We start from the raw sequence: 21,360 nt of genomic DNA on the forward strand, positions 1-21,360 counted from the left end.
CAGCATGACCAAGCGCACCGCAGCGCCTCCCCTTCCCTCGATGCAGGAGTCACTGCTCGACATCGCCGGCAAGAAGATCTTCGTCGCGGAGCTGGGGGAGGGGCCGTCCGTACTGCTGCTGCACGGTGGCGGACCCGGCGCCTCGGGTGTCACCAACTACTCCCGCAACATCGAGGAGTTGGCCAAGGAGTACCGGGTCATCGTGCCCGATCTGCCCGGCTACGGTCGCAGTACCAAGGGCATCGACGGCTCCGACCCGTTCGGGTACCTGGCGGACGGTATCCGTGGGCTGATGGACCAACTCGGTCTGGACAAGGCCCACTTGGTCGGCAACTCCTACGGCGGTGCCTGCGCGCTGCGGCTGGCCCTGGACACCCCGGAGCGGGTCGACCGCATGGTGCTGATGGGCCCCGGCGGTGTCGGTACCACCCGTGCCCTGCCCACTCCTGGGCTCAACAGCCTGCTCAACTACTACTCCAGGGAGGGGCCTTCGCGGCTGAAGCTGGAGAAGTTCATCCGCACCTACCTCGTCTTCAACGCGGCCGATGTGCCGGACGCCCTCATCGACGCGCGCTACGCGGCCAGCATCGATCCCGAGGTGGTCGCCGCCCCGCCGTTGCGGCGGCCGTCCGGGCGGGATGCCCTGCGCACGCTGTGGAAGATGGACTTCACCCGGGATCGGCGGCTGCCGCGGCTGCCTGTGCCGACGCTGGTGCTGTGGGGTGCGGCGGACAAGGTCAACAGGCCTTCCGGGGGCGCCCTGTTGGCCGACAGGATGCCCAACTGCGACCTCTATCAGGTGGCCAACACCGGGCACTGGGTGCAGTGGGAGCGTGCCGAGCTGTTCAACCGGGTGTGCGCGGACTTCCTGGCGGGGCGGCGATGAACGGGCCCGGCACCGCCTCTGTGTTCGGCTCGGTCCATCTCGGCTACATCGTCATCGAGACCGAGCGCCTCGCCGACTGGCGCCGCTTCGGCACCGACGCCATCGGGATGCACCGTGACGACCTCGACACCGGGCTGATGCGGTTCCGTCTCGACGAGCAGGAGTGCCGGTTCCTGGTGCGGCGCGGGCCGGCCGAGGACGTCGTGGCGACCGGGTGGCATGTCGACGACCATGCCGCCTTCGAGCGGATCGAGGCCCGGGTGCGGGCCCACGGCGTCCCGGTCGTCGTGGGTAGCGCCGAGGAGGCGGCGCTGCGTGGAGTCGAGCGGTTCGTGCGTTTTCCCGGGCCCAAGGGCATCGTGCAGGAGATCTACACCACTCCGGTGCGGTCCGCCGAGCCGTTGCGCATGCTGGCCTCCGGGTTCGTGACCGGTGACTCCGGGATGGGCCATGTCGCGATCACGTCCACCAAGCCCGCCCAGGTGCGGGGGTACTTCGACACCGTCTTCGACGCCCGGCTGACGGACTACATCGAGGAGACCATCAGCGGCGTCAAGCTCAAGATCCGCTTTCTGCGGGTCAACGAGCGGCACCACTCCGTCGCGATCGCCGCCGTGCGCGGGCTGCCCGTCGACCCCGTCCGCACCCGCGTCCAGCACCTCAACATCCAGGCGGCCGGGCTCGACGACCTCGCCCGGAGCTACCAGCGCGTGTGCGAACTCGGCTTCGACATGGCGCTGTCCGTCGGGCAGCACACCAACGACAGGGAGCTGTCGTACTACGCCCGTACTCCGTCGGGTTTCGAGTGGGAGGTCGGCTGGAATCCCGTCGTCGTGGACGAGGCGACCTGGGAGCCCGGTACCCACCAGGGCATCAGCATCTGGGGGCACACGCCGGTCGGCCGGACCATCGTGGATAAACTGGCACAGTTCCGCCTCGGCGCCCGCTCCCTCGTCTCCTCGGAGGACGCCGTCCCCGCATTGAGCGGTGCCGGCAACGCCGACGGCTGAAGCTCACTTCACGAAATCGACGGTCCTGCCTGTGCACGCTCCGGACACCACCGCCACCGAACCGGCCGACGCTGCCCCGCATCGCACCCGACGCTGGCTGCGCCCGGTGGTGATCACGGTCCTGCTCGCCCTGTTCACCACCGAACTGGCGCTGGGCTGGCCGTCGTTGGCCTCCGCGCTGTCGCAGCTGCGCGCACCCCGGCTGAACTGGTTCGCCGTCGCGCTCGTCGCCGAAGTGGCCGCCATGGGCTGCTACGCGCGCATGCAACGCCGACTGCTGCGCTCGGCCGGGGTGATCGTGCCGATCCAAAAGCACGTCGCCCTCGCCTATGCCGCCCACTCGCTGAGCGTCACCCTGCCCGGCGGCCCGGCCTTCTCCACGCACTTCAACTACCAGCAGATGCGCCGCTTCGGCGCCACCCCGGCCGTCGCCTCCTGGTGCATCGCGCTGTCCGGCCTGCTCTCCGCGGCGGCCCTGGCCGTCGTCACCGCGATCTCCGCGATCGCCTCCGACGGCAGCCTGCAGTGGCACAGCCTCGTCACCCTCGGCCTGGCCGTGCTGCTCCTCACCGTCGGCATCCGGCGCATCACCCGCCACCCCGAGAAGGTCGAACCGGCCACCCGCGCCGCGCTGGCCCGGGTCAACCGGCTGCGGCACCTTCCGGAGACCCAGGGCCTGGACCGCATCCGCGGTTTCGTCGAGCAGCTCCGTACGGCACGGCTCGAACCCTGGCACGCGGTCGCCGCCGCCGTCTTCGCTGTGCTCAACTGGCTGCTGGACGCGGGCTGTCTGTGGCTGTGCTTCCACGCCATCAGCGACACCCAGATCAGCAGCGCGCAACTGCTGCTCGCCTTCTGCGCGGGCATGGCCGCCGGGACCCTCACGATCATCCCGGGCGGCCTCGGCCTCATCGACAGCGCGCTGGTCCTCGGACTGGTCACGGGTGGCGTCGCGACCAGCACCGCGATCGCGACGGTCGTGCTCTACCGGATCATCAGCTTCGGGTTCATCATCGGCGTCGGCTGGATAACGTGGCTGATCATCCGCCGCCACAACCGCCGGGAGCCCGCTGTCTAGCGGAGGCGGACTCTCAGGCCCGGGCGCCGCCGTCGACCCGCAGGACCGTGCCGGTCACGAAGGACGCGCGGTCGCTGAGCAGCCAGGCCGCCGCCTGGGCGATCTCGTCGGGTTCGGCCATGCGCCCCAGCGGAGTGTGTGTGATGCGTTCCAGGAGACCGGGAGAGTCCGCTTCCCAGGTCCGGATCATCTCGGTCAGCGTGCCGCCCGGCGCGATGGCGTTGACCCGGATGCCCTCCGGGCCGTAGGTGACGGCCGCCGACTCGGTGAGGCTGTTGACCGCGCGCTTCATCGCGCCGTAGGCGGGGAGCTCGGGGTTGCCCATCAGGCTGCCGACGGAGGAGTTGTTGACGATGGCGCCGGTTCCCGAAGTGGCGCGGATCGCGGCGACCTGGGCGACCATGGCGAGCCAGACACCTTTGAGGTTCACGTCGTAGACGTGGTCGAAGTCGCTCTCCGGCAACTCGTCCATCGGGCCCGGGCGTTGGATCGTCGCGCCGTTGTTGAAAGCCACGTCGAGGCGGCCGTACAGGTCGACGGTCCGGGCGACGGCCGCGCGGACACTGGTCGCGTCGGCCAGGTCGCACACTACGTAGTCCGCGGTTCCGCCGGCCGCGCGGATGTCCTCGGTGACTGACTTCAGCTGGGCCTCCGTCCGGGCCGCGAGCAGTACCTGAGCGCCTTCTCGGGCGAACAGCCGTGCCGCCGCCGCGCCGATGCCGCGCCCGGCGCCGGTGACGAAGGCGACCTTGTCGGTGAGCAGGCCGAGGGAGGGGGAAGTGGGTGTGTTGGTCATGGCAGTGAGCCTGCGCCGGTCCGCTGGGCTGATCCAGGCACCGGCAGTACCTGGCTGGACCCGTCGGTGTGCGTACACACTGGAGGAGTGGATCGACGAGAACTTGGTGACTTCCTGCGCAGCAGGCGGGAGCGGATCACCCCCGCCGAGGTGGGGCTGCCCGCGGGACCGCGCCGCCGTACTCCGGGGCTGCGCCGCGAGGAGGCGGCGCAGCTGGCGTTCATCTCGACCGAGTACTACACCCGGCTGGAGCAGGCACGCGGCCCGCACCCGTCGCGCGAGGTACTGGCCGGACTGGCCCGCGCCCTGCGGCTGACGGACGCCGAGCGCGACCACCTCCACCACCTGGCGGGCGTGCCGCCGGGCCCGCCGCCCGGTCCCTCGCGCGAGGTGCGGCAGAGCATCCTCGACCTGGTGCACCGGCTGCCGCAGGCCGCGGCGTTCGTGTTGTCCGCGACGTACGAGGTGATCGCCTGGAACGATCTCGCGGCCGCCCTCATGGAGGACTTCTCGGCGCTTCCCCGGCGCGACCGCAATCTGGTGCGCCGGGTCTTTCTCGGGCCGCGTCCGGAGGGGCGACGGCTGTACGGAGTGTCGGACGCCGACGAGTTCGCCCGTCGGGCCGCCCGCGACCTGCGGGCCACCGCCGCCCGCTACCCCGACGACCCGGAGCTGACCGAGCTGGTGGCCGAACTCCTCGCCGGGAGCGAGGAGTTCGGTGAACTGTGGAACTCCCACGACGTGGCCGCCGCGCCCACCTTCTGCAAGACCTTCCAGCACCCGATGGTCGGCCCGGTCACCGTCAACTGCGACGTGCTCGACATCAGCGACCGCGACCAACGGGTCGTGATCTACACGACCGTCCCCGGCACACCGTCCGAGAGCGCCCTGCGGCTGCTGTCGGTCATCGGCACGCAGAGCATGGACATCAGCCCCTGACGCGGATCAGCTTTCGGCCTGCGCCACGAGGTCCAGCGCGATGTCGGTGATCATGTCCTCCTGGCCGCCGACCATCGCCCGCCGCCCGGCCTCGACCAGGATGCTCCGCGTGTCGAGGCCGTAGCGCGCGGCCGCGGTCTCGGCGTGGCGCAGGAAGCTGGAGTACACGCCCGCGTAGCCGAGGCTGAGCGTCTCGCGGTCCACCCGTACCTCGCGGTCCTGTAGTGGTCGTACGAGATCGTCGGCCGCGTCCATGAGCGGGAACAGGTCGCAGCCGTGCTTCCAGCCCATAAGGTCGGCGACCGCGACGAACGCCTCCAGCGGACAGTTGCCCGCACCGGCGCCCTGGCCCGCGAGGGAGGCGTCGACGCGGATCGCGCCGCCCTCCACCGCGACGACCGTGTTGGCCACGCCGAGGGCGAGGTTGTGGTGCGCGTGGATGCCCAACTCGGTCTCCGGGGCGAGGACTTCGCGGTACGCGCGGAAGCGGTCGCGGACCCCGTCCATCGTCAACCGGCCCCCGGAGTCGGTGACATAGACGCAGTGCGCGCCGTAGGACTCCATCAGCTTGGCCTGGCGGGCGAGTTCGGCGGGCTCGGCCATGTGGGACATCATCAGGAACCCGGCGACGTCCATGCCCAACTCCCGCGCCGCGTTGATGTGTTGGGCGGAGATGTCGGCCTCGGTGCAGTGCGTGGCGACCCGCACCGAGCGGATGCCCAGCGCGTGGGCCTGCTTGAGGTCGTGGACCGTTCCGATGCCGGGCAGCAACAGCGTTGTGGGGATGGCCTGTTGTACGGCGCCGGTGACGGCCTCGATCCACTCCCAGTCGGTGTGGGCGCCGACGCCGTAGTTGATGCTGGAGCCCGACAGCCCGTCGCCGTGCGCGATCTCGATCGCCGCCACTCCGGCCGCGTCCAGGGCGGCGGCGATCGCGCTGGCCTGGCCGACGGTGTAGCGGTGCCGTACGGCGTGCATGCCGTCCCGGAGTGTGACGTCCTGGACGTAGAGGGACGGGGTCACTTCGCTGCCTCCTTGCCGATGCGGCCGGCCATGCGTTCCGCGGTGCGCAGCGCGGCCGAGGTCATGATGTCGAGGTTCCCGGCGTAGGCGGGGAGGTAGTGGGCGGCGCCCTCGACCTCCAGGAACACCGACACCTTCAGCAGCTCGCCCGCGCCCGGCGCGAGGGTGCGCAGCGGGTCGTCGGCGGCCACCGTGTCGTACTGCACCTTCTGCTTGAGCCGGTAGCCCGGCACGTACGCCTGGACGCGGCCGACCATCTCCTCGACGGACGCCGTGACCGCCTCGGTCGCGCAGTCGGAGACCAGGCAGTGCACGGTGTCCCGCATGATCAGCGGTGGTTCGGCGGGGTTGAGGACGATGATTGCCTTGCCGCGCGCCGCGCCGCCGACCTTCTCGACGGCGGAAGACGTGGTCTCGGTGAACTCGTCGATGTTCGCGCGGGTGCCCGGGCCCGCCGAGCGCGAGGCGATGGACGCGACGATCTCGCCGTAGTGGACCGGGGAGACCGCGCCCACGGCGGCGACGATCGGGATCGTGGCCTGGCCGCCGCAGGTGACCATGTTGACGTTCGGGGCGTCGAGGTGGGCGTCGCCGTTGACCGGCGGGACGACGTACGGGCCGAGGGCGGCCGGGGTGAGATCGACGAGGGTGCGGCCCAGGGGCCGTAGCACCTCCTCGTGGTGGCGGTGGGCGCCGGCCGAGGTGGCGTCGAAGACGATGTCGACGTCGGCGAACTCGTCCAGGGCGACCAGTCCTTCGACACCCTCGTGGGTCGTGGCGACCTTGAGGCGGCGGGCGCGGGCCAGGCCGTCGGAGTCGGGGTCGATGCCGGCCAGGGCGGCGATCTCCAGGGTCTCCGACAGGCGCAGGACCTTGATCAGGAGGTCGGTGCCTATGTTGCCGGAGCCGATGATGGCGACCTTCGTCGTCACTTGGCGTCCCCTTCCGCGGCTTCCTGCGCGAAGCGGACCCGTACCGAGCCCAGGTCCGAGATGTGCGCCTCGAAGGCGGCGCCCGGGGCGGCCGGGGTCATCGGGCCGAGGGCGCCGGTCAGCACGAGGTCGCCCGCGCGCAGCGGGTCGCCCCGCTCGGCGAGCGCCGAGGCGAGCCAGACGGCGGCGGTGAGGGGGCTGCCGAGGCAGTCGGCGCCGGTGCCCTCGGAGACGGTCTCGCCGCCCCGGGTCATGGTCATCGTGACCGCGCGCAGGTCCACGGCGGTCAGCGGTACGGGCGTGGCACCCAGGACGTACAGACCGCAGGACGCGTTGTCGGCGACGGTGTCGACGAGGGAGATCTCCCAGTTCCGCACCCGGCTGTCGACGATCTCCAGCGCGGGCAGCGCGAAGTCCACCGCGCGCAGCACGTCGACGATCGTGCACTCGCGCTCCGGCAGATCCCGGCCGAGGACGAGCGCGACCTCGGCCTCCACCTTCGGCTGGAGCAGTCGGCCCAGGGGCACCTCGCCGCCGTCCGGCACCGCCATGTCCGCGAACAGCGCGCCGAAGTCCGGCTGGTCCACGCCGAGTTGGCGCTGGACGGCGGGGGAGGTCAGGCCGATCTTGCGGCCGACGATCCGGCGGCCGGCGTCCACACCGCGCCGGACGTTCAGCTGCTGCACGGCGTAGGCGGTCTCCAGGCCGCCGCCGTCGAGCAGGTCGCGCACCGGCGGGCAGGCGACCCCGGTACGGGTGGCCTCCGCCAGCAGGTCGGCGGCCTTGACCACGGCCGGGGACACGGGGTCCGGATGGGCGCCGTCGGGCACGGTGGGCACGGGTTACCTCCGGGGGGAGCGGTGCTGGTCTGGGCGAGAGGTGCGGGTAGTACGTATCCCGGTATAGACAGCATCCCCGCGAAGGGACAATGTTTGTTCCGTGACACGGAACAACGCGAGCGGCAGCATGCTGGAGAAGGCCGCGCTCATCCTGGACTGCTTCAGTCCGAGCGGCGGACCGTACCGCCTGTCGGAACTTTCCGAGCACACCGGACTGCCCAAACCCACGGTCCACCGGCTGGCCGCCGACCTCGTCCGGCTGGGCTGGCTGGAGCGCTCGGGCCCGCGCTATCTGCTCGGCGCGAAGCTCTTCGAGCTGGGCTCGCTGGTGCCGCACCGGCGCGATCTGCGCGAGACGGCGCTGCCCTTCCTCCAGGACCTCTTCGAGGCCACCCGCGAGACCATCCACCTCGGCGTCCGCGAGGGCATGGAGGTGGTCTACCTCGAACGCATCCACGGCCACGAGGCCCTGCGGCTGCCCTCCCGCATCGGCGGCAGCCTGCCCCTCACCTGCACGGCCGTCGGAAAGGCCCTACTCGCCTTCTCCGGCGCCGAGTTGACCGAGGAGGTGCTGTCCCGCCCGCTGCCGAGCCTCACCCCGCACTCGATCACCGACCCGGCCCGGCTGCGTATGACCCTGGAGAAGATCCAGGTCTCCGGCCTCTCCTACGAGGAGCAGGAGGCCGCGCTGGAGGTGAGCTGCATCGCGGCCCCGGTGTTCGCCGGCGACACCGCGGTCGCCGCGCTCTCGGTCGCGGTGCCGCGCACCCGCTTCCGGCCCGCCCAACTCGCCCCGGCCGTACGGACGGCGGCGCTGGGACTGTCCCGCGTGCTGCGTGGCGGAGGGGCCACGAGGACCCCACTGTCCTGACGCTGAACCCGACCGTACACTGACAAGTCACGGTAACGGGGGCATTGTTGAACGGGGGGAACATCATGTCCGAGAATCAGTACGGGTCTGTCCAGGGGTTCGTCGTGCCGCCGATGCCGTCGTCCCCACCGCCCGCCCCGCCGGACCGACTCAGATCCGTCGCGGTCGGCCTCCTCAACCTCAGTGGTCTCGGGCTCGGTTACGCGCTGATGCGCCGCTGGCTGCTCATGGCCGTGTGCTGGGTCGCGACCATCGTGCTGCTGCTGGTCGCGCTGCCCGCCGACCCGGACGGCGTCCCGGGCGTCGCCGTCACGCTGTACGTCGTGTTCCTCGTACTCGCTGCCGTCCACGGCGCGTTGGTGGGCCTGCGCACCCGCCTGGCCTGGCCCTCGCCCACGCCCGTCGCGGTCGTGCTCGGCCTGGTCCTGCTCGCCGTACCCGCCGGGGGAGTCGTCCTCTACGACAACGCCCGCGACGAGGCGACCCAGCAGATGCTCCTCGACCGGCTGGACACGGCCGACCAACTCGTCGCGGACTCGGGGAGGTTGCCGTTCTCGGCGGCCGAACCCCACTACCGCCAGGCGCTGGTCGCCTACGACGATCTCAGCACCGACCACTCCGGTTCGCGGGCGGCCAAGCGCGTGCCCGACCGGCTGAAGACGTTCTACACGACGGTCGCCGGCGCCTACGCGCAGAAGAACTACTGTGACGCGATACCCCAGTTGAAGTATCTGCGGACCGTCCCCGGCACCATTAGCAAGAAGGAACTGGGCACCCTCACCACCTGGCCCGACGACCGGCTGGCCACCTCCCTGTACGAGTGCGGCTCCACCGGTCTCGCCGCCCAACGCGCGGACTGGTCCACGAACTTCGGCGATCTGCTGGCCACGTTCCCGCAGTCGTCGCAGGCGGGTCAGGTCGAGCCCGCCGTCAAGTCGGCCGTCGCCACCGGGGTGAAGGGCGTCACCGGTAGCCAACCCTGCACGGCCGTGAATGAGTTGGAGAGTCTCTCCAGCCAGATCGGGAGCCTTCAGGGCGGCCAGGCTGGTGTGGCCGACGCGTTGAGCGCGGACGCGCAGCAGGCGAGCAGCCACGCCGACTCCGGTGCCTATCAGTGCGGCGTCTACCAGTACAAGGACGGCGACTTCGACTCGGCGCTCACCACGATGAACGACTTCGTGAAGAACAACACGCACGACAAGAACCGGGCCCGGGCCAAGAAGATCGCGATCGCCGCCGAGGTGGCGAAGACGGTACCGGCCGCCGGCAAGAAGCTCCCGACGACCGCGTCCGGCGGCAGCATCTCCGTCACGGTCAAGAACGACAGCCCGGACGACATCACGGTCCTGTACACCGGGCCGGTGACCGGCAGCTTCACGCTCAAGGGCTGCGGGAGCTGCACGTCGTACTCCCTCACCACCACCCTGCTCAAGGGGTTCAAGCCGTGCAGCTCCGGCAAGAACTACCCGCAGAAGACGATCAGTCTGCCGACCGGGACGACGTACTTCGTGCACCGTCCCGACAGTTCGACCGCGACGCCGGCCTCGGACACGGCGAAGCTCAGGTCGGGCTACATCTACACGGAGTGCGCGTACAGCACGGGGGCCTTCGGCACCGGATGACCCTACGGGGACTGCGAGTTGAGGGCGGCGGGCGTCCCGGTACCTCGGTGCCGGGGCGCCCGCCGCCTGCTCAGAGCAGTGTGGGTGCGTGGAACGCACCGAGTCCGGTGGTCAGGTCGCGGTCCAGCCAGTAGCGGCGGGGTTCGGCGAGCATCACGGCGACGCTGACGCCCAACAGGCCGGGGATCCTGGCCAGTTCGTCGTCGACGAAGAGCGCCAGCGCGGCGCGGTCGGTGACCAGGCCGGTGGCGAGGACGGACATGTCGCTGGCGACGTGCGCGGCGAGCCGCGTCTGGGGCAACTGGTCGATGCCGCGCATCACTTCGGGGGTCGCCCCCGGTGCCACTCGCAGCCGGAGGATGAACGCGGTCTGGAAGCCCAGCCACTCCGACACGATCTCCAACCGCGGCTTGACCCAGCCCTCGTCCAGGACCCGGCGGACCACGCGGTGCGCGGTGGAGGTGGCCAGGTCCGCGGTGCGGGCGATGCTCGCGGCGGAGGCGCGGCTGTCCTGCAGCAGTTGGGCCACGACACTCCGCTCGGCCTCGCTGAGCGGCTTCGCCGGGGGTGTCGCGGTCGCGGTGCCCTCGGGGCGGGAGCCGGTGAGCTTCAGCAGGTCGGCGCGCTCGGTGTCGGTGAGGAACTGCGGGTCCCAGGTGATGCCCCGGCGCAGCGTGCTGAGCGCGGGCAGGGCGTTGACGCGTCGGACGCCGGGCACGGAGAACATCCGGTCGATCGCCTCGCTGGTCGCCGCCTCGGACGGGGCGTGCACGACGGCGTAGAGCGGGTAGTCGCCCGAGATCTGCGCCAGCAGCTGGAGGTGGGGCAGGTCACGGAGCCGGTGCAGGACCGCGAGGGGACTCTCGCCGGTGATGTCCAGGAAGACGTGGACGGGCATCGCCGTGGAGTGGACGCCCCAGTCGGCCTGCCCGATCACGCGCACCATGCGTGCCTCGTGCAAGCGGTCGTAACGGCGTTTGAGCGTGCTGGCGTCGGCGGCCAGGATCTCGCCGATGTCGTCCCAGGTGGCCCGGGGCGCCAGGTGCAGCGCGCCGATGAGGCGCCGGTCGAGCTCGTCGAGGAGAGGACGGGTCATGGCCTCACTCTAAGGTGCTGTTTAATCCCACTGTTACTTCCAAGATATAGAGAATCTCTCATCTGAGTGCCATTGTTCGCAGGAACATCCCCCCATCGCGCCAAGAGGTACCGATGAGTGTCACCTCCGCTCAACCTCAGCCCCCGTCCACCGAGCCGCAGTCGAGAGTCCTGCGCACCGCGTTCCGTGGCCTGACGGCGATCGAGAAGGTCGGCAACAGACTCCCCAACCCCTTCTGGCTGTTCTGGATCCTCGCGGGAATCGTCGCCGTCCTCAGCGCCGTCCTGTCCGCGGCCGGCCTCAGCGCCCTGCACCCCGGCACGCGCGACACCATCAAGGTGCAGAACCTGCTCAGCAAGGACGGCCTCACCATGGCCGTCGAGGGAGCCGTCGACAACTACGCGGCCTTCCCACCGCTGGCCACCATCCTCACCGTGATGTTCGGCATCGCCGTCGCCGAGAAGAGCGGACTGTTCTCCGCCCTGCTGCGCCGCATGGTCGCGCGCGTCCCGGGCAAGTACCTCACCTTCGCCCTGTCGATGACGGCCATGGTCAGCCATGTCGCCGGTGACGCCGCCTACGTCACGCTCATCCCGCTCGGCGCCCTGGTCTTCCGCGCGGCCGGCCGCAGCCCGGTCCTCGGCTGTGTCGTCGCCTATGTCTCGATCGCCGCCGGGTACGACGCCTCACCGTCGCTCACCACCACCGACGTCCTGCTGTCCGGGATCTCCACGGCCGCCGCCCACACCATCGACGCGCACTACGTCGTCACGCCGGTCGCCAACTACTTCTTCGGGCTCGGCTCGTCCGTCCTGGTCGCGCTGGTGATCACCCTCGTCGTCGACAAGGTCCTCGCCCGCCGCTCCGACCTGGAACCCGACGAGCCGGTCGCCGCGCTGGGCGCCGAAGAGCTGGCGGAGATCGAGGTCACCGACCGGCAGCGGCGTGCCCTGCGCACCACCGGCCTGGTCGCCGTCGGCTTCCTCGCGTTCCTCGCGGCGGCGATGATCCCCTCGTCCTCACCCCTGCGCGGCGAGGGCGGCGGCATCGTCAACTCCCCGCTGATCGGCGGCATGGCGCTCGTCCTCGGCGTCTTCTTCGCCGTGCTCGGCACCGTCTACGGCCGGATGACCGGCACCTTCACCGCCGCCCGCGACAGCATCGGCGCGATGGTCGACGGCACCCGCTCGATGGCGCCCATCCTCGTCCTGTTCTTCGCGATCGCCCAGTTCCTCGCCTACTTCAAGTGGACGAACATCGGCGACATCCTCGCGATCAAGGGCGCCGAGACCCTGCGCGACCTGCACCTGCACGGCTGGACCGTGCTGGTCGGCATCGCCGTACTGATCACCTTCATGAACCTCGTCATCACCAGCGGCTCCGCGCTCTGGGCCCTGGCCGCGCCGGTCCTCGTCCCCATGCTGATGCTCATCGGCATCGAGCCCGAGACCACCCAGGCCGTCTACCGCGTCGCCGACTCTGTCACCAACTGCGTGACCCCGATGAGCCCCTACTTCGTCATGGCCCTGGGCTTCATCCAGCAGTACCGCAAGTCCGCCGGCATCGGCACCCTGGCCTCCTTCACGATCCCGATCGCCGCCGTCGTGTGGGTGGTCTGGGTCGCGTTCTTCGTGGCCTGGTACCTGCTGGGCATCCCGCTCGGCATCAGCTGAACCCGCGTCCCCACCGTCGTACGAGAAGGCAGATCATGACCGCGTCACCCGCACCCGCCGCCCTCACCACCCGCGCCCAGGAGGTCTCTTCGCAGATCGTCGAGGACATCCTGACCCTCGTCCGCCACGAGACCGGCAGCTACGACCTCCCCGGCCTCGCGAGCGGCCTGGACCTGCTGCGCGAGCTGACCGTCCAGCGGCTCGGCCCGCCCGACCACGAGGAGCGTCACCCCGGGGGCGAGTGCGGTGACACCTTCACGCTGACCTACGGCGGCACCGGCCCCGGGCATGTCGCGCTCGTCGGGCACTACGACACCGTGTGGCCGACCGGGACCCTCGCCGGATGGGAGCAGCCGGCGTTGGGCGAGGACGGGCGGGAGAAGCTGAGCGGGCCCGGCATCTTCGACATGAAGACCGGTCTGGCGCAAGGGATTTGGGCGCTGAAGCTGGCCCGGGAGAGCAGTGTGCCGCTGCCCGCCGTCACCTTTCTCTTCAACGGCGACGAGGAGATCGGGTCCCTGTCCTCGCGGCCGGTGATCGAGGAGGTCGCGCAGAAGGTGGACGTCACGCTGGTGCTGGAGCCGAGTGCCCACGGCGCGGTGAAGACCGCCCGCAAGGGCACCGGGATCTTCCACGTCACCGCCACCGGCGTCGAATCGCACGCCGGGCTCGCGCCGCAGGACGGGGCGAGTGCGATCACCGCGCTGTCCGAGTTCGTGGTGGCCGCGGCGAAGGTCGCCGCGCCGGACAAGGGGACCACGATCAACACCGGGCTGTTCAAGGGCGGTTCGGCCATCAACGTCGTCGCCGGGCAGGCCACCGCCGGGGTCGACATCCGGGTCAGCAGCGCGGCCGAACAGGCCCGGGTGGACGAGGAGTTGGACGCCATCGAGGTCAGCGACCCGCGCGTCCGCATCGACATCGACCACGCCTGGAACCGGCCCCCGATGACCCTCAACGCGGCCTCCGCGCCACTGCTCGACATGGCTCGTGAGGTCGCCCGTGAGCAGGGTCGCGGCCATCTGCCCGACGCCGCCGTCGGCGGGGCCAGTGACGCCAACTTCGTCGCCGCGCTCGGGCTGCCGGTGCTGTGCGGCATGGGGGCGGTCGGCGACGGGGCGCATGCGCAGGGCGAGTTCATCTACCCGGACACCGTTCCGGCCCAGACCGCGCTGGTCGCCGGGCTGTTGGGGCGGCTGGCGGAACCGCTGCGGGGGTGACCACGGCCAACTGGGAACATCCGCGGGCGACTCGGGTGGGGCGCGTCATCCGATGGACTGCTCACCGGGGACAATCAGTGCCATGACGGACGGTACGGACGGTAGAGACGACTCCGAGAGCCGCTTGGCCAGGATCGAGCGGCTCCTGGAGGACAGCCGGCGCGATGTGGAGCCCGCGTGGCGCCGGGTGACGCGCGGGGAGACACGGTGGGCGGTGTCCGCCGTGATCCTGGTGGCGTTCGCCCTGCAGCTGATGCTGCCGCACCGGCTCGCCTTCCAGCCGTACTGGCTGCTGCCAGCTCTCGAACTCGCCCTGATGGTCGGCCTGTTCGTCGCCAATCCCCGGCGGATCGAGCCCGGCACCCGGTGGCTGCGCTGGCCGAGCCTGGTCCTGACGGGCGTGATCAGCCTGGCCAACAGCTGGTCGGCGGCCCGGCTGGTGGTGGGCCTGGTCAAGGGCACCGAGGGGCTGGGCGCCGGGCCGCTGCTGCTGACCGGCGGCGCCATCTGGCTGACGAACGTCATCGTGTTCGCCCTCTGGTACTGGGAGTGGGACCGCGGCGGTCCGATGGCGCGGGTCATGGGGCACCACCAGTACGCCGACTTCCTCTTCGTGCAGATGCAGAGCCCGGAGACCGCGCCGCCGGACTGGGAACCGGTGTTCCTGGACTACCTGTACCTGGCCTTCACCAACTCCACCGCCTTCAGCCCGACCGACGTGATGCCGCTCTCCCGCTGGGCCAAGATGCTGATGATGGGCCAGTCCACGGTCTCCGTGTCGATCGTCGTCCTGGTGGTGGCGCGAGCGGTCAACATCCTCTGACGGCAGCGGACAGCGACGCCAAGTACGCCTACTCAAGGCCTACTTGACGTCGCAGCCCATGTCCTACTGATCCCGCCGGATCAGCAGGAGCCCTCGTCCTGCCAGGGGCCCCACTGGGAGGCACCGGGCACCTCGTTCTGGGTCCACCACTTGGCCACCCAGTTGTGGTTGCCGTACGACACCTCGTTGCCCTGCGTGTAGACGGCCGTGGAACTCCACGCCGTCTTGCACGTACCGCCGGGGGTGGGTGTCGGAGTCGGGGTCGGCGTGGGTGTCGAGGTCGGCGGGGTCACGCCCGCGAACTGCACCGAGTACTTGGCGAAGTCCCAGGCGTTCTGCGCCACGCTGGAGCAAGTCCCGGACGTCGTACCGCCGTTGTCGACCGGACTGCACTGGCGGTCGCGGTTGAGGGACCAGAACGTGAAGCGGTCCATGTTGTGGCTGGTGGCGTAGTTCAGGACGGTCTGGAAGTCCGCCTGGGTGAAGTACTCGCCGGTGTCGCTGCGGCCGTTCATGCCCGAGAAGCCCTCGTGGGCGTACGCGGTCGCCTGGTCCCAGCCGAACGTGGACTGCAGGATGGAGTTGAAGTTGGTGAGCGCGCTGGTCTGCGAGGCCGCGCCGTTGAAGCCGCCGTCGAACGGCATGATGGAGAAGTTGTTCGGCGTGAAGCCCTGCGACTTCGCCTCCAGCAACATCTGCTTGCCGAACCAGCCCGTACCGTCCGCCGTACCGGCCGTGGTGACAGAGACGTACAGGCCCGCGTTGTTCTGCTGGAGGATCTTGGCCGCGCCGATCTCGTTGTGGATGGCCGCGGTGTTCTCGTACTCCGGCTCCTCCAGGTCGAAGTCGATCGCGTGCAGGCCGTACTTGGTGATCACCTGCTGGTACGCCGCCGCCGTCGAGGCCGGGTCGGCGCAGGCCTGGCCGAGCTTGGTGCCGCCGTAGCCGCCGATGGAGACGGAGACGTCGCCGCCCTTGGCGCGGATCGTGTTGATGACCGACTGGACGGCGGTGTCCGAGGAGACCGGTGAGGTGCCGCCCCAGGTGGGGGTGCAGCCGCCGCCGTTGGGGGCGAGGACGAAGGCGAGCTGGAAGGCCTTGAGGCCGGTGGCGTCCATGATGGCGCCCGCGTCCGGCGGGTTGTTGTCCGTCGGCATCAGATAGGGGGCCGCGGCGTACCAGCGGTTGCTGAGCGCGGTGGCCGCGTTGGTGGCGCCCTGGGCGTTGGTCGCGACCAGCGCGGTCGTGCCCGCGGCGGCGGTCGTCACGGCGGCCGCCGCGACCAGACATGCACGAAGACGTGTCACGTTGTGCCTCCGGTGGGGATGGGGGAGGCGCCCAGCTTCTGGCGCTGTCGCGGTCACGTCAATGGATTGGACTGGACCAAAGCTCACTTTGGACTAGACCATACGATTTCTTTACCGTCGGCCCGGCGGACCGCTCGGCGCGACACGTTTGCGACTAGTGTCCCGGCTCACATGGCGTTATACGGGCGGCGCCGACACCATGGTGCACGTCATCGGCAGGCTGAAGGGATCGGGAATGTTCCGCAAGGTGCTGGTCGCCAACCGTGGAGAGATCGCGATCAGGGCGTTCCGCGCCGGCTATGAGCTGGGTGCGCGAACGGTCGCGGTCTTCCCGCACGAGGACCGTAATTCGCTGCACCGGCTCAAGGCCGACGAGGCCTACGAGATCGGCGAGCCCGGTCATCCGGTCCGCGCGTATCTCTCCGTCGAGGAGATCGTCCGCGCGGCCCAGCGGGCGGGAGCGGACGCGGTCTATCCGGGCTACGGGTTCCTCTCCGAGAACCCCGAACTCGCCCGCGCCTGCGAGGAGGCGGGCATCACCTTCGTCGGCCCCAGCGCCCACATCCTGGAGATGACCGGCAACAAGGCCACCGCGATCGCCGCCGCCCGCGCGGCCGGCGTACCGGTGCTCGGCTCCTCGGCTCCCTCCACCGACGTCGACGAACTGGTCCGCGCCGCCGAGGAGATCGGCTTCCCGGTGTTCGTGAAGGCGGTCGCCGGCGGCGGCGGACGCGGTATGCGCCGCGTCGAGGACCCCGCGACCCTGCGCGAGTCCATCGAGGCCGCAGCGCGCGAGGCCATGTCCGCCTTCGGTGACGCCACGGTGTTCCTGGAGAAGGCCGTCGTCGACCCCCGGCACATCGAGGTGCAGATCCTCGCCGACGGCGAGGGCAACGTCATCCACCTCTTCGAGCGCGACTGCTCGCTGCAACGCCGGCACCAGAAGGTCGTCGAGCTGGCCCCCGCGCCCAACCTCGACCCCGCCCTGCGCGACCGCATCTGCGCCGACGCCGTCCGCTTCGCCCGCGAGATCGGCTACCGCAACGCGGGCACCGTCGAGTTCCTCCTCGACCCGGCCGGCAAGCACGTCTTCATCGAGATGAACCCGCGCATCCAGGTGGAGCACACGGTCACCGAGGAGGTCACCGACGTCGACCTCGTGCAGGCGCAGTTGCGGATCGCCTCGGGGGAGACCCTCGCCGACCTGGGCCTGTCTCAGGAGACGGTCACCCTGCATGGTGCCGCGCTGCAGTGCCGTATCACCACCGAGGACCCCGCCAACGGCTTCCGCCCGGACACCGGCCGGATCAGCGCCTACCGTTCGCCCGGCGGCTCCGGCATCCGGCTCGACGGCGGAACCACCCACGCGGGTACGGAGATCAGCGCGCACTTCGACTCCATGCTGGTCAAACTAACCTGCCGGGGCCGGGACTTCACCACCGCCGTCAACCGCGCGCGGCGCGCTGTCGCCGAGTTCCGCATCCGCGGTGTGGCCACCAACATCCCCTTCCTGCAAGCGGTGTTGGACGACCCGGACTTCCAGGCGGGGCGGATCACCACCTCGTTCATCGAGCAGCGCCCACAGCTCCTGACGGCCCGTCAATCGGCGGACCGCGGCACCAAGTTGCTCACCTACCTGGCCGACGTCACGGTCAACAAGCCGCACGGTGAACGTCCCGACCTGATCGACCCCACCACCAAGCTGCCGCCGGTCCCGAACACCGAACCTCCGGCCGGTTCACGGCAGTTGCTCGCCGAACTCGGCCCCGAGGGCTTCGCCCGCCACCTGCGCGAGTCGCCCACGATCGGCGTCACCGACACCACCTTCCGCGACGCCCACCAGTCCCTCCTCGCCACCCGCGTCCGCACCAAGGACCTCCTCGCGGTCGCCCCGGTCGTCGCCCACACCGTGCCCCAACTCCTCTCCCTGGAGTGCTGGGGCGGCGCCACCTACGACGTGGCGCTGCGCTTCCTCGCCGAGGACCCCTGGGACCGGCTGGCCGCCCTGCGCGAGGCCGTCCCCAACATCTGCCTCCAGATGCTGCTGCGCGGCCGCAACACCGTCGGCTACACGCCGTATCCGACCCAGGTGACCGACGCCTTCGTCCAGGAGGCCGCCGCCACCGGTATCGACATCTTCCGCATCTTCGACGCGCTCAACGACGTGGGCCAGATGCGCCCGGCCATCGACGCCGTACGCGCCACCGGAACGTCGATCGCCGAGGTCGCCCTCTGCTACACCTCGGACCTGTCCGACCCCAACGAGCGCCTCTACACGCTCGATTACTACCTCCGCCTGGCCGAACAGATCGTAGAAGCGGGCGCACACGTCCTGGCCGTCAAGGACATGGCTGGCCTGCTGCGCGCCCCGGCCGCCGCGACCCTCGTATCGGCGCTGCGCCGCGAGTTCGGGCTGCCGGTCCACCTGCACACGCACGACACGGCGGGCGGCCAGCTCGCCACTTACCTCGCCGCGATCCAGGCGGGCGCGGACGCCGTCGACGGCGCGGTGGCCTCCATGGCGGGTACGACCTCGCAGCCGTCCCTGTCGGCGATCGTCGCCGCGACGGACTACTCCGAGCGCCCCACCGGCCTCGACCTCCAGGCCATCGGCGACCTCGAGCCGTACTGGGAGAGCGTCCGCAAGATCTACGCCCCCTTCGAGGCGGGCCTCGCCTCACCCACCGGCCGCGTCTACCACCACGAGATCCCCGGCGGCCAGCTCTCCAACCTGCGCACCCAGGCCATCGCGCTCGGCCTCGGCGACCGCTTCGAGGACATCGAGGCGATGTACGCCGCCGCCGACCGCATCCTCGGCCACCTGGTGAAGGTCACCCCGTCCTCGAAGGTCGTCGGCGACCTCGCCCTGCACCTGGTCGGCGCCGGGGTCAGCCCCGCCGACTTCGAGGCGTCCCCCGACCGCTACGACATCCCGGACTCCGTGATCGGCTTCCTGCGCGGCGAGTTGGGCACCCCGCCCGGCGGCTGGCCCGAGCCGTTCCGCACCAAGGCACTCCAGGGCCGCGCCGCCCCCAAGCCCGTCCAGGACCTGAGCCCCGAGGACCGCACGGCCCTCGACAAGGACCGCCGCGCCACCCTCAACCGCCTGCTGTTCCCCGGCCCGACCCGCGAGTTCGAGACCCACCGCCAGACCTACGGCGACACCAGCGTCCTCGACAGCAAGGACTTCTTCTACGGCATCCGGCCCGGCAAGGAGTACGCGGTCGACCTGGAGCCCGGTGTCCGACTCCTGATCGAGCTGGAGGCCGTGGGCGAGGCCGACGAACGCGGGCTGCGCACGGTGATGTCCGCGCTGAACGGGCAACTCCGGCCGATCCAGGTCCGCGACACCGCCGCCGCCTCCGACGTCCCCGTCACCGAGAAGGCCGACCGCGCCAACTCCGGCCATGTGGCTGCCCCGTTCGCGGGCGTGGTCACCCTCTCGGTCGAGGAGGGCGACGAGGTGGAGGCCGGTGCCACCGTCGCCACGATCGAGGCCATGAAGATGGAGGCGTCGATCACCGCGCCCAAGTCCGGCCGGGTCTCCCGCCTCGCCATCAACCGCATCCAGCAGGTGGAGGGCGGCGACCTGCTCGTCGAGCTGAGGTGACCGGGAGGGTGCGGCAGGCCGCCTCGCGGTGACCGGATCGGTCCGGTCCCGGACCCGATGCGGCCTGTCGTCACCCCGCCCGGACAGCGCAGTCTGGGGACATGACCCGAGCACTGATCGTCATCGACATCCAGGAATCCTTCCGCGCCCGCCCGCTGTGGGAGACCATCTCCGACCCGAAGATCGCCGACCAGGCGAACCGTCTGGTCCAGCTCGCCCGCCGGGCCGGTGACCTCGTGGTGTGGGTGCTGCACTCCGAGCCCGGCAGCGGCGACGTCTTCGACCCGGCCCTCGGCCACGTGCGGCTCATCGACGGACTGGAGCGCGCGGAGGGCGAACCGCTCCTCCACAAGACCTCGCACAACGCCTTCACCACCACCAACCTTCAGCAACTCCTCACCGAACACGGCGTCCGCGAGCTCACCGTCTGCGGCATCCGCACCGAGCAGTGCGTCGAGACCACCACCCGCGTCGCGAGCGACTTCGGCTACCGGGTCACCTTCGTCACCGACGCGACCGCCACCAACCCCATCCCGCACCGCGACGCCCCCGCCGACCAGACGGTCGCCGAACTCCTCGCCGACCCCCGCACCCTCCCGGCCGACGAGATCATCCGCCGCACGGAATACGCCCTCGCCGGCCGCTTCGCCACCATCGCGACGGTCGACGAACTGGAAGCCGCCGCCGCACATCAGGCATGATGACCGGATCGTGAGCCACGTCGTCTTCTTCCTGGTCCCCGGAGTCCACCTGCTGGACCTGGCCGGCCCCGCGCAGGTCTTCTCCACGGCGGCCGACTTCGGGCACCCCTACACGCTCTCCTACGTCGCCGAGCAGCCCCAGGTCGCCAGCGCCCAGGGGCTGCCGCTGACGGCCGGGATCGACTGGCCCGAGCTTGGCCCCGAGGACCTGATCGTGGTGCCGGGATGGCGTGCCGTAACCCTGGCCGACGCACCCGCCATCGGCGCTACGACGCTGCGGGCGCTCCGGGACCATCACGCCCGGGGCGGGACGGTGGCCAGCGTCTGCGCCGGTGCCGACGCGCTCGGCCGGGCCGGGCTCCTCGACGGCCGCCACTGCACCACCCACCACGACGTCCAGGACGAACTCGCCCTGCGCCACCCGAAGGCGACGGTCGTCCGCGACGTCCTGTTCACCACCGACGACCGGGTCATCACCTCGGCCGGGATCGCCAGCGGGATCGACCTCGCCCTGCACATCGTCGCCACCCGGCACGGCCCCGCCGTGGCCGCGCAGATCGCCCGGGACATGGTCGTCTACGCCCGCCGCAACGGCCACGAACCGCAGACCAGCGCGATGCTCCGGCACCGCTCCCACCTCGACGACACGGTGCACCGCGCCCAGGACCTCATCGACACGCGCTTCGACGAGGCGCTTCCGCTGCCCGCCCTCGCCTCGGCGGTCGGCGTCAGCGAGCGCACCCTGACCCGCCTCTTCGGCCGGGCCACCGGGCTCACCCCGCTGCGCTACCAGCAGACCCTGCGCCTCGAACGCGCCGAGCACCTCATCAGCCACGGCGCCACGGTCGACGCGGCCGCGCGGTCGGTCGGGTTCGAGGACGCCCGGATGCTGCGCCGACTGCGCGCCCGTACCCCGTAATTGAGAGGCGCCAGG

The 21,360-nt window shown here is 70.6% G+C and carries 18 protein-coding genes; 12 read left to right on the forward strand and 6 right to left on the reverse strand.

Going from position 1 to position 21,360, the window contains the following annotated elements; genetic code table 11:
• Positions 1–4 precede the first annotated feature (4 nt).
• The 3 genes from OO69_RS07780 to OO69_RS07790 are packed head-to-tail and all read left to right on the forward strand — an operon-like array spanning position 5 to position 2,974.
• The gene (locus OO69_RS07780) at positions 5–886 is read left to right on the forward strand and encodes an alpha/beta fold hydrolase (RefSeq protein WP_033279717.1); all 882 of its coding nucleotides are present in this window, start codon (positions 5–7) and stop codon (positions 884–886) included.
• Entirely contained in the window at positions 883–1,896 is a 1,014-nt protein-coding gene (locus OO69_RS07785) for a VOC family protein (RefSeq protein ID WP_033279718.1), read from the forward strand. The genes OO69_RS07780 and OO69_RS07785 overlap by 4 nt, the downstream gene beginning before the upstream one ends.
• A gap of 31 nt (positions 1,897–1,927) precedes the next feature.
• On the forward strand, positions 1,928–2,974 hold the full coding sequence (locus tag OO69_RS07790; protein ID WP_033279719.1) for a lysylphosphatidylglycerol synthase transmembrane domain-containing protein: 1,047 nt from the start codon (positions 1,928–1,930) through the stop codon (positions 2,972–2,974).
• 13 nt (positions 2,975–2,987) lie between these two features.
• Here OO69_RS07790 and OO69_RS07795 read toward each other — a convergent pair whose 3' ends face one another.
• Positions 2,988–3,770 (reverse strand): SDR family NAD(P)-dependent oxidoreductase, encoded by a 783-nt coding sequence (locus OO69_RS07795; protein WP_033279720.1) that lies wholly within the window; start codon positions 3,768–3,770, stop codon positions 2,988–2,990.
• A gap of 87 nt (positions 3,771–3,857) precedes the next feature.
• Here OO69_RS07795 and OO69_RS07800 point away from each other — a divergent pair, with 87 nt between their 5' ends.
• A complete protein-coding gene (locus OO69_RS07800) occupies positions 3,858–4,709 on the forward strand; it encodes a helix-turn-helix transcriptional regulator (RefSeq protein ID WP_033279721.1) in 852 nt (283 codons plus the stop codon).
• 6 nt (positions 4,710–4,715) lie between these two features.
• Here the strand turns inward: OO69_RS07800 and dmpG are convergent, their stop codons facing one another.
• The 3 genes from dmpG to mhpD are packed head-to-tail and all read right to left on the reverse strand — an operon-like array spanning position 4,716 to position 7,503.
• The gene (gene dmpG / locus OO69_RS07805; protein ID WP_033279722.1) at positions 4,716–5,732 is read right to left on the reverse strand and encodes a 4-hydroxy-2-oxovalerate aldolase; all 1,017 of its coding nucleotides are present in this window, start codon (positions 5,730–5,732) and stop codon (positions 4,716–4,718) included.
• Positions 5,729–6,664 (reverse strand): acetaldehyde dehydrogenase (acetylating), encoded by a 936-nt coding sequence (locus tag OO69_RS07810; RefSeq protein WP_033279723.1) that lies wholly within the window; start codon positions 6,662–6,664, stop codon positions 5,729–5,731. The genes dmpG and OO69_RS07810 overlap by 4 nt, the downstream gene beginning before the upstream one ends.
• Entirely contained in the window at positions 6,661–7,503 is an 843-nt protein-coding gene (gene mhpD, locus OO69_RS07815; RefSeq protein ID WP_199810901.1) for a 2-keto-4-pentenoate hydratase, read from the reverse strand. Before mhpD ends, OO69_RS07810 begins: the two co-directional genes overlap by 4 nt.
• A gap of 127 nt (positions 7,504–7,630) precedes the next feature.
• Between mhpD and OO69_RS07820 the strand changes: the two genes are divergently transcribed.
• Together OO69_RS07820 and OO69_RS07825 are read left to right on the forward strand one after the other, a co-directional pair.
• Positions 7,631–8,374 (forward strand): IclR family transcriptional regulator, encoded by a 744-nt coding sequence (locus OO69_RS07820; RefSeq protein ID WP_033279724.1) that lies wholly within the window; start codon positions 7,631–7,633, stop codon positions 8,372–8,374.
• A gap of 65 nt (positions 8,375–8,439) precedes the next feature.
• A complete protein-coding gene (locus OO69_RS07825; RefSeq protein WP_051800834.1) occupies positions 8,440–9,996 on the forward strand; it encodes a hypothetical protein in 1,557 nt (518 codons plus the stop codon).
• Positions 9,997–10,066: 70 nt separating this feature from the next.
• Here the strand turns inward: OO69_RS07825 and OO69_RS07830 are convergent, their stop codons facing one another.
• Entirely contained in the window at positions 10,067–11,092 is a 1,026-nt protein-coding gene (locus tag OO69_RS07830; protein ID WP_033279725.1) for an Lrp/AsnC family transcriptional regulator, read from the reverse strand.
• 113 nt (positions 11,093–11,205) lie between these two features.
• Between OO69_RS07830 and OO69_RS07835 the strand changes: the two genes are divergently transcribed.
• The 3 genes from OO69_RS07835 to OO69_RS07845 all read left to right on the forward strand — a co-directional run bounded on the left by OO69_RS07835 (position 11,206) and on the right by OO69_RS07845 (position 14,808).
• Positions 11,206–12,765, forward strand: a complete 1,560-nt coding sequence (locus tag OO69_RS07835) for an AbgT family transporter (RefSeq protein ID WP_033279726.1) — start codon at positions 11,206–11,208, stop codon at positions 12,763–12,765.
• Positions 12,766–12,800: 35 nt separating this feature from the next.
• Positions 12,801–13,985, forward strand: a complete 1,185-nt coding sequence (locus OO69_RS07840) for a M20 family metallopeptidase (protein ID WP_033279727.1) — start codon at positions 12,801–12,803, stop codon at positions 13,983–13,985.
• A gap of 82 nt (positions 13,986–14,067) precedes the next feature.
• Entirely contained in the window at positions 14,068–14,808 is a 741-nt protein-coding gene (locus OO69_RS07845) for a hypothetical protein (RefSeq protein ID WP_033279728.1), read from the forward strand.
• 80 nt (positions 14,809–14,888) lie between these two features.
• On the opposite strand, the gene OO69_RS07850 is transcribed toward OO69_RS07845, so the two are convergent.
• On the reverse strand, positions 14,889–16,115 hold the full coding sequence (locus OO69_RS07850) for a chitinase (RefSeq protein ID WP_051800835.1): 1,227 nt from the start codon (positions 16,113–16,115) through the stop codon (positions 14,889–14,891).
• A gap of 235 nt (positions 16,116–16,350) precedes the next feature.
• Between OO69_RS07850 and OO69_RS07855 the strand changes: the two genes are divergently transcribed.
• The 3 genes from OO69_RS07855 to OO69_RS07865 all read left to right on the forward strand — a co-directional run bounded on the left by OO69_RS07855 (position 16,351) and on the right by OO69_RS07865 (position 21,345).
• Entirely contained in the window at positions 16,351–19,725 is a 3,375-nt protein-coding gene (locus tag OO69_RS07855; RefSeq protein ID WP_033279729.1) for a pyruvate carboxylase, read from the forward strand.
• 101 nt (positions 19,726–19,826) lie between these two features.
• Entirely contained in the window at positions 19,827–20,426 is a 600-nt protein-coding gene (locus OO69_RS07860; protein ID WP_033279730.1) for an isochorismatase family protein, read from the forward strand.
• A gap of 10 nt (positions 20,427–20,436) precedes the next feature.
• Positions 20,437–21,345, forward strand: a complete 909-nt coding sequence (locus OO69_RS07865; RefSeq protein ID WP_033279731.1) for a GlxA family transcriptional regulator — start codon at positions 20,437–20,439, stop codon at positions 21,343–21,345.
• Positions 21,346–21,360: the final 15 nt, after the last annotated feature.

Source organism: Streptomyces sp. NRRL F-525, assembly GCF_000716605.1.
Taxonomy (GTDB): Bacteria; Actinomycetota; Actinomycetes; order Streptomycetales; family Streptomycetaceae; genus Streptomyces.

Bases quoted from the DNA above. Each gene is read 5' to 3' on its own strand.
- OO69_RS07820 (WP_033279724.1), top strand. From the start codon at position 7,631: ATGCTGGAGAAGGCCGCGCTCATCCTGGACTGCTTCAGTCCGAGCGGC.
- OO69_RS07830 (WP_033279725.1), bottom strand. From the start codon at position 11,092: ATGACCCGTCCTCTCCTCGACGAGCTCGACCGGCGCCTCATCGGCGCG.
- OO69_RS07795 (WP_033279720.1), bottom strand. From the start codon at position 3,770: ATGACCAACACACCCACTTCCCCCTCCCTCGGCCTGCTCACCGACAAG.
- OO69_RS07840 (WP_033279727.1), top strand. From the start codon at position 12,801: ATGACCGCGTCACCCGCACCCGCCGCCCTCACCACCCGCGCCCAGGAG.
- OO69_RS07780 (WP_033279717.1), top strand. From the start codon at position 5: ATGACCAAGCGCACCGCAGCGCCTCCCCTTCCCTCGATGCAGGAGTCA.
- OO69_RS07785 (WP_033279718.1), top strand. From the start codon at position 883: ATGAACGGGCCCGGCACCGCCTCTGTGTTCGGCTCGGTCCATCTCGGC.
- OO69_RS07855 (WP_033279729.1), top strand. From the start codon at position 16,351: ATGTTCCGCAAGGTGCTGGTCGCCAACCGTGGAGAGATCGCGATCAGG.
- OO69_RS07825 (WP_051800834.1), top strand. From the start codon at position 8,440: ATGTCCGAGAATCAGTACGGGTCTGTCCAGGGGTTCGTCGTGCCGCCG.
- OO69_RS07860 (WP_033279730.1), top strand. From the start codon at position 19,827: ATGACCCGAGCACTGATCGTCATCGACATCCAGGAATCCTTCCGCGCC.
- OO69_RS07845 (WP_033279728.1), top strand. From the start codon at position 14,068: ATGACGGACGGTACGGACGGTAGAGACGACTCCGAGAGCCGCTTGGCC.
- OO69_RS07835 (WP_033279726.1), top strand. From the start codon at position 11,206: ATGAGTGTCACCTCCGCTCAACCTCAGCCCCCGTCCACCGAGCCGCAG.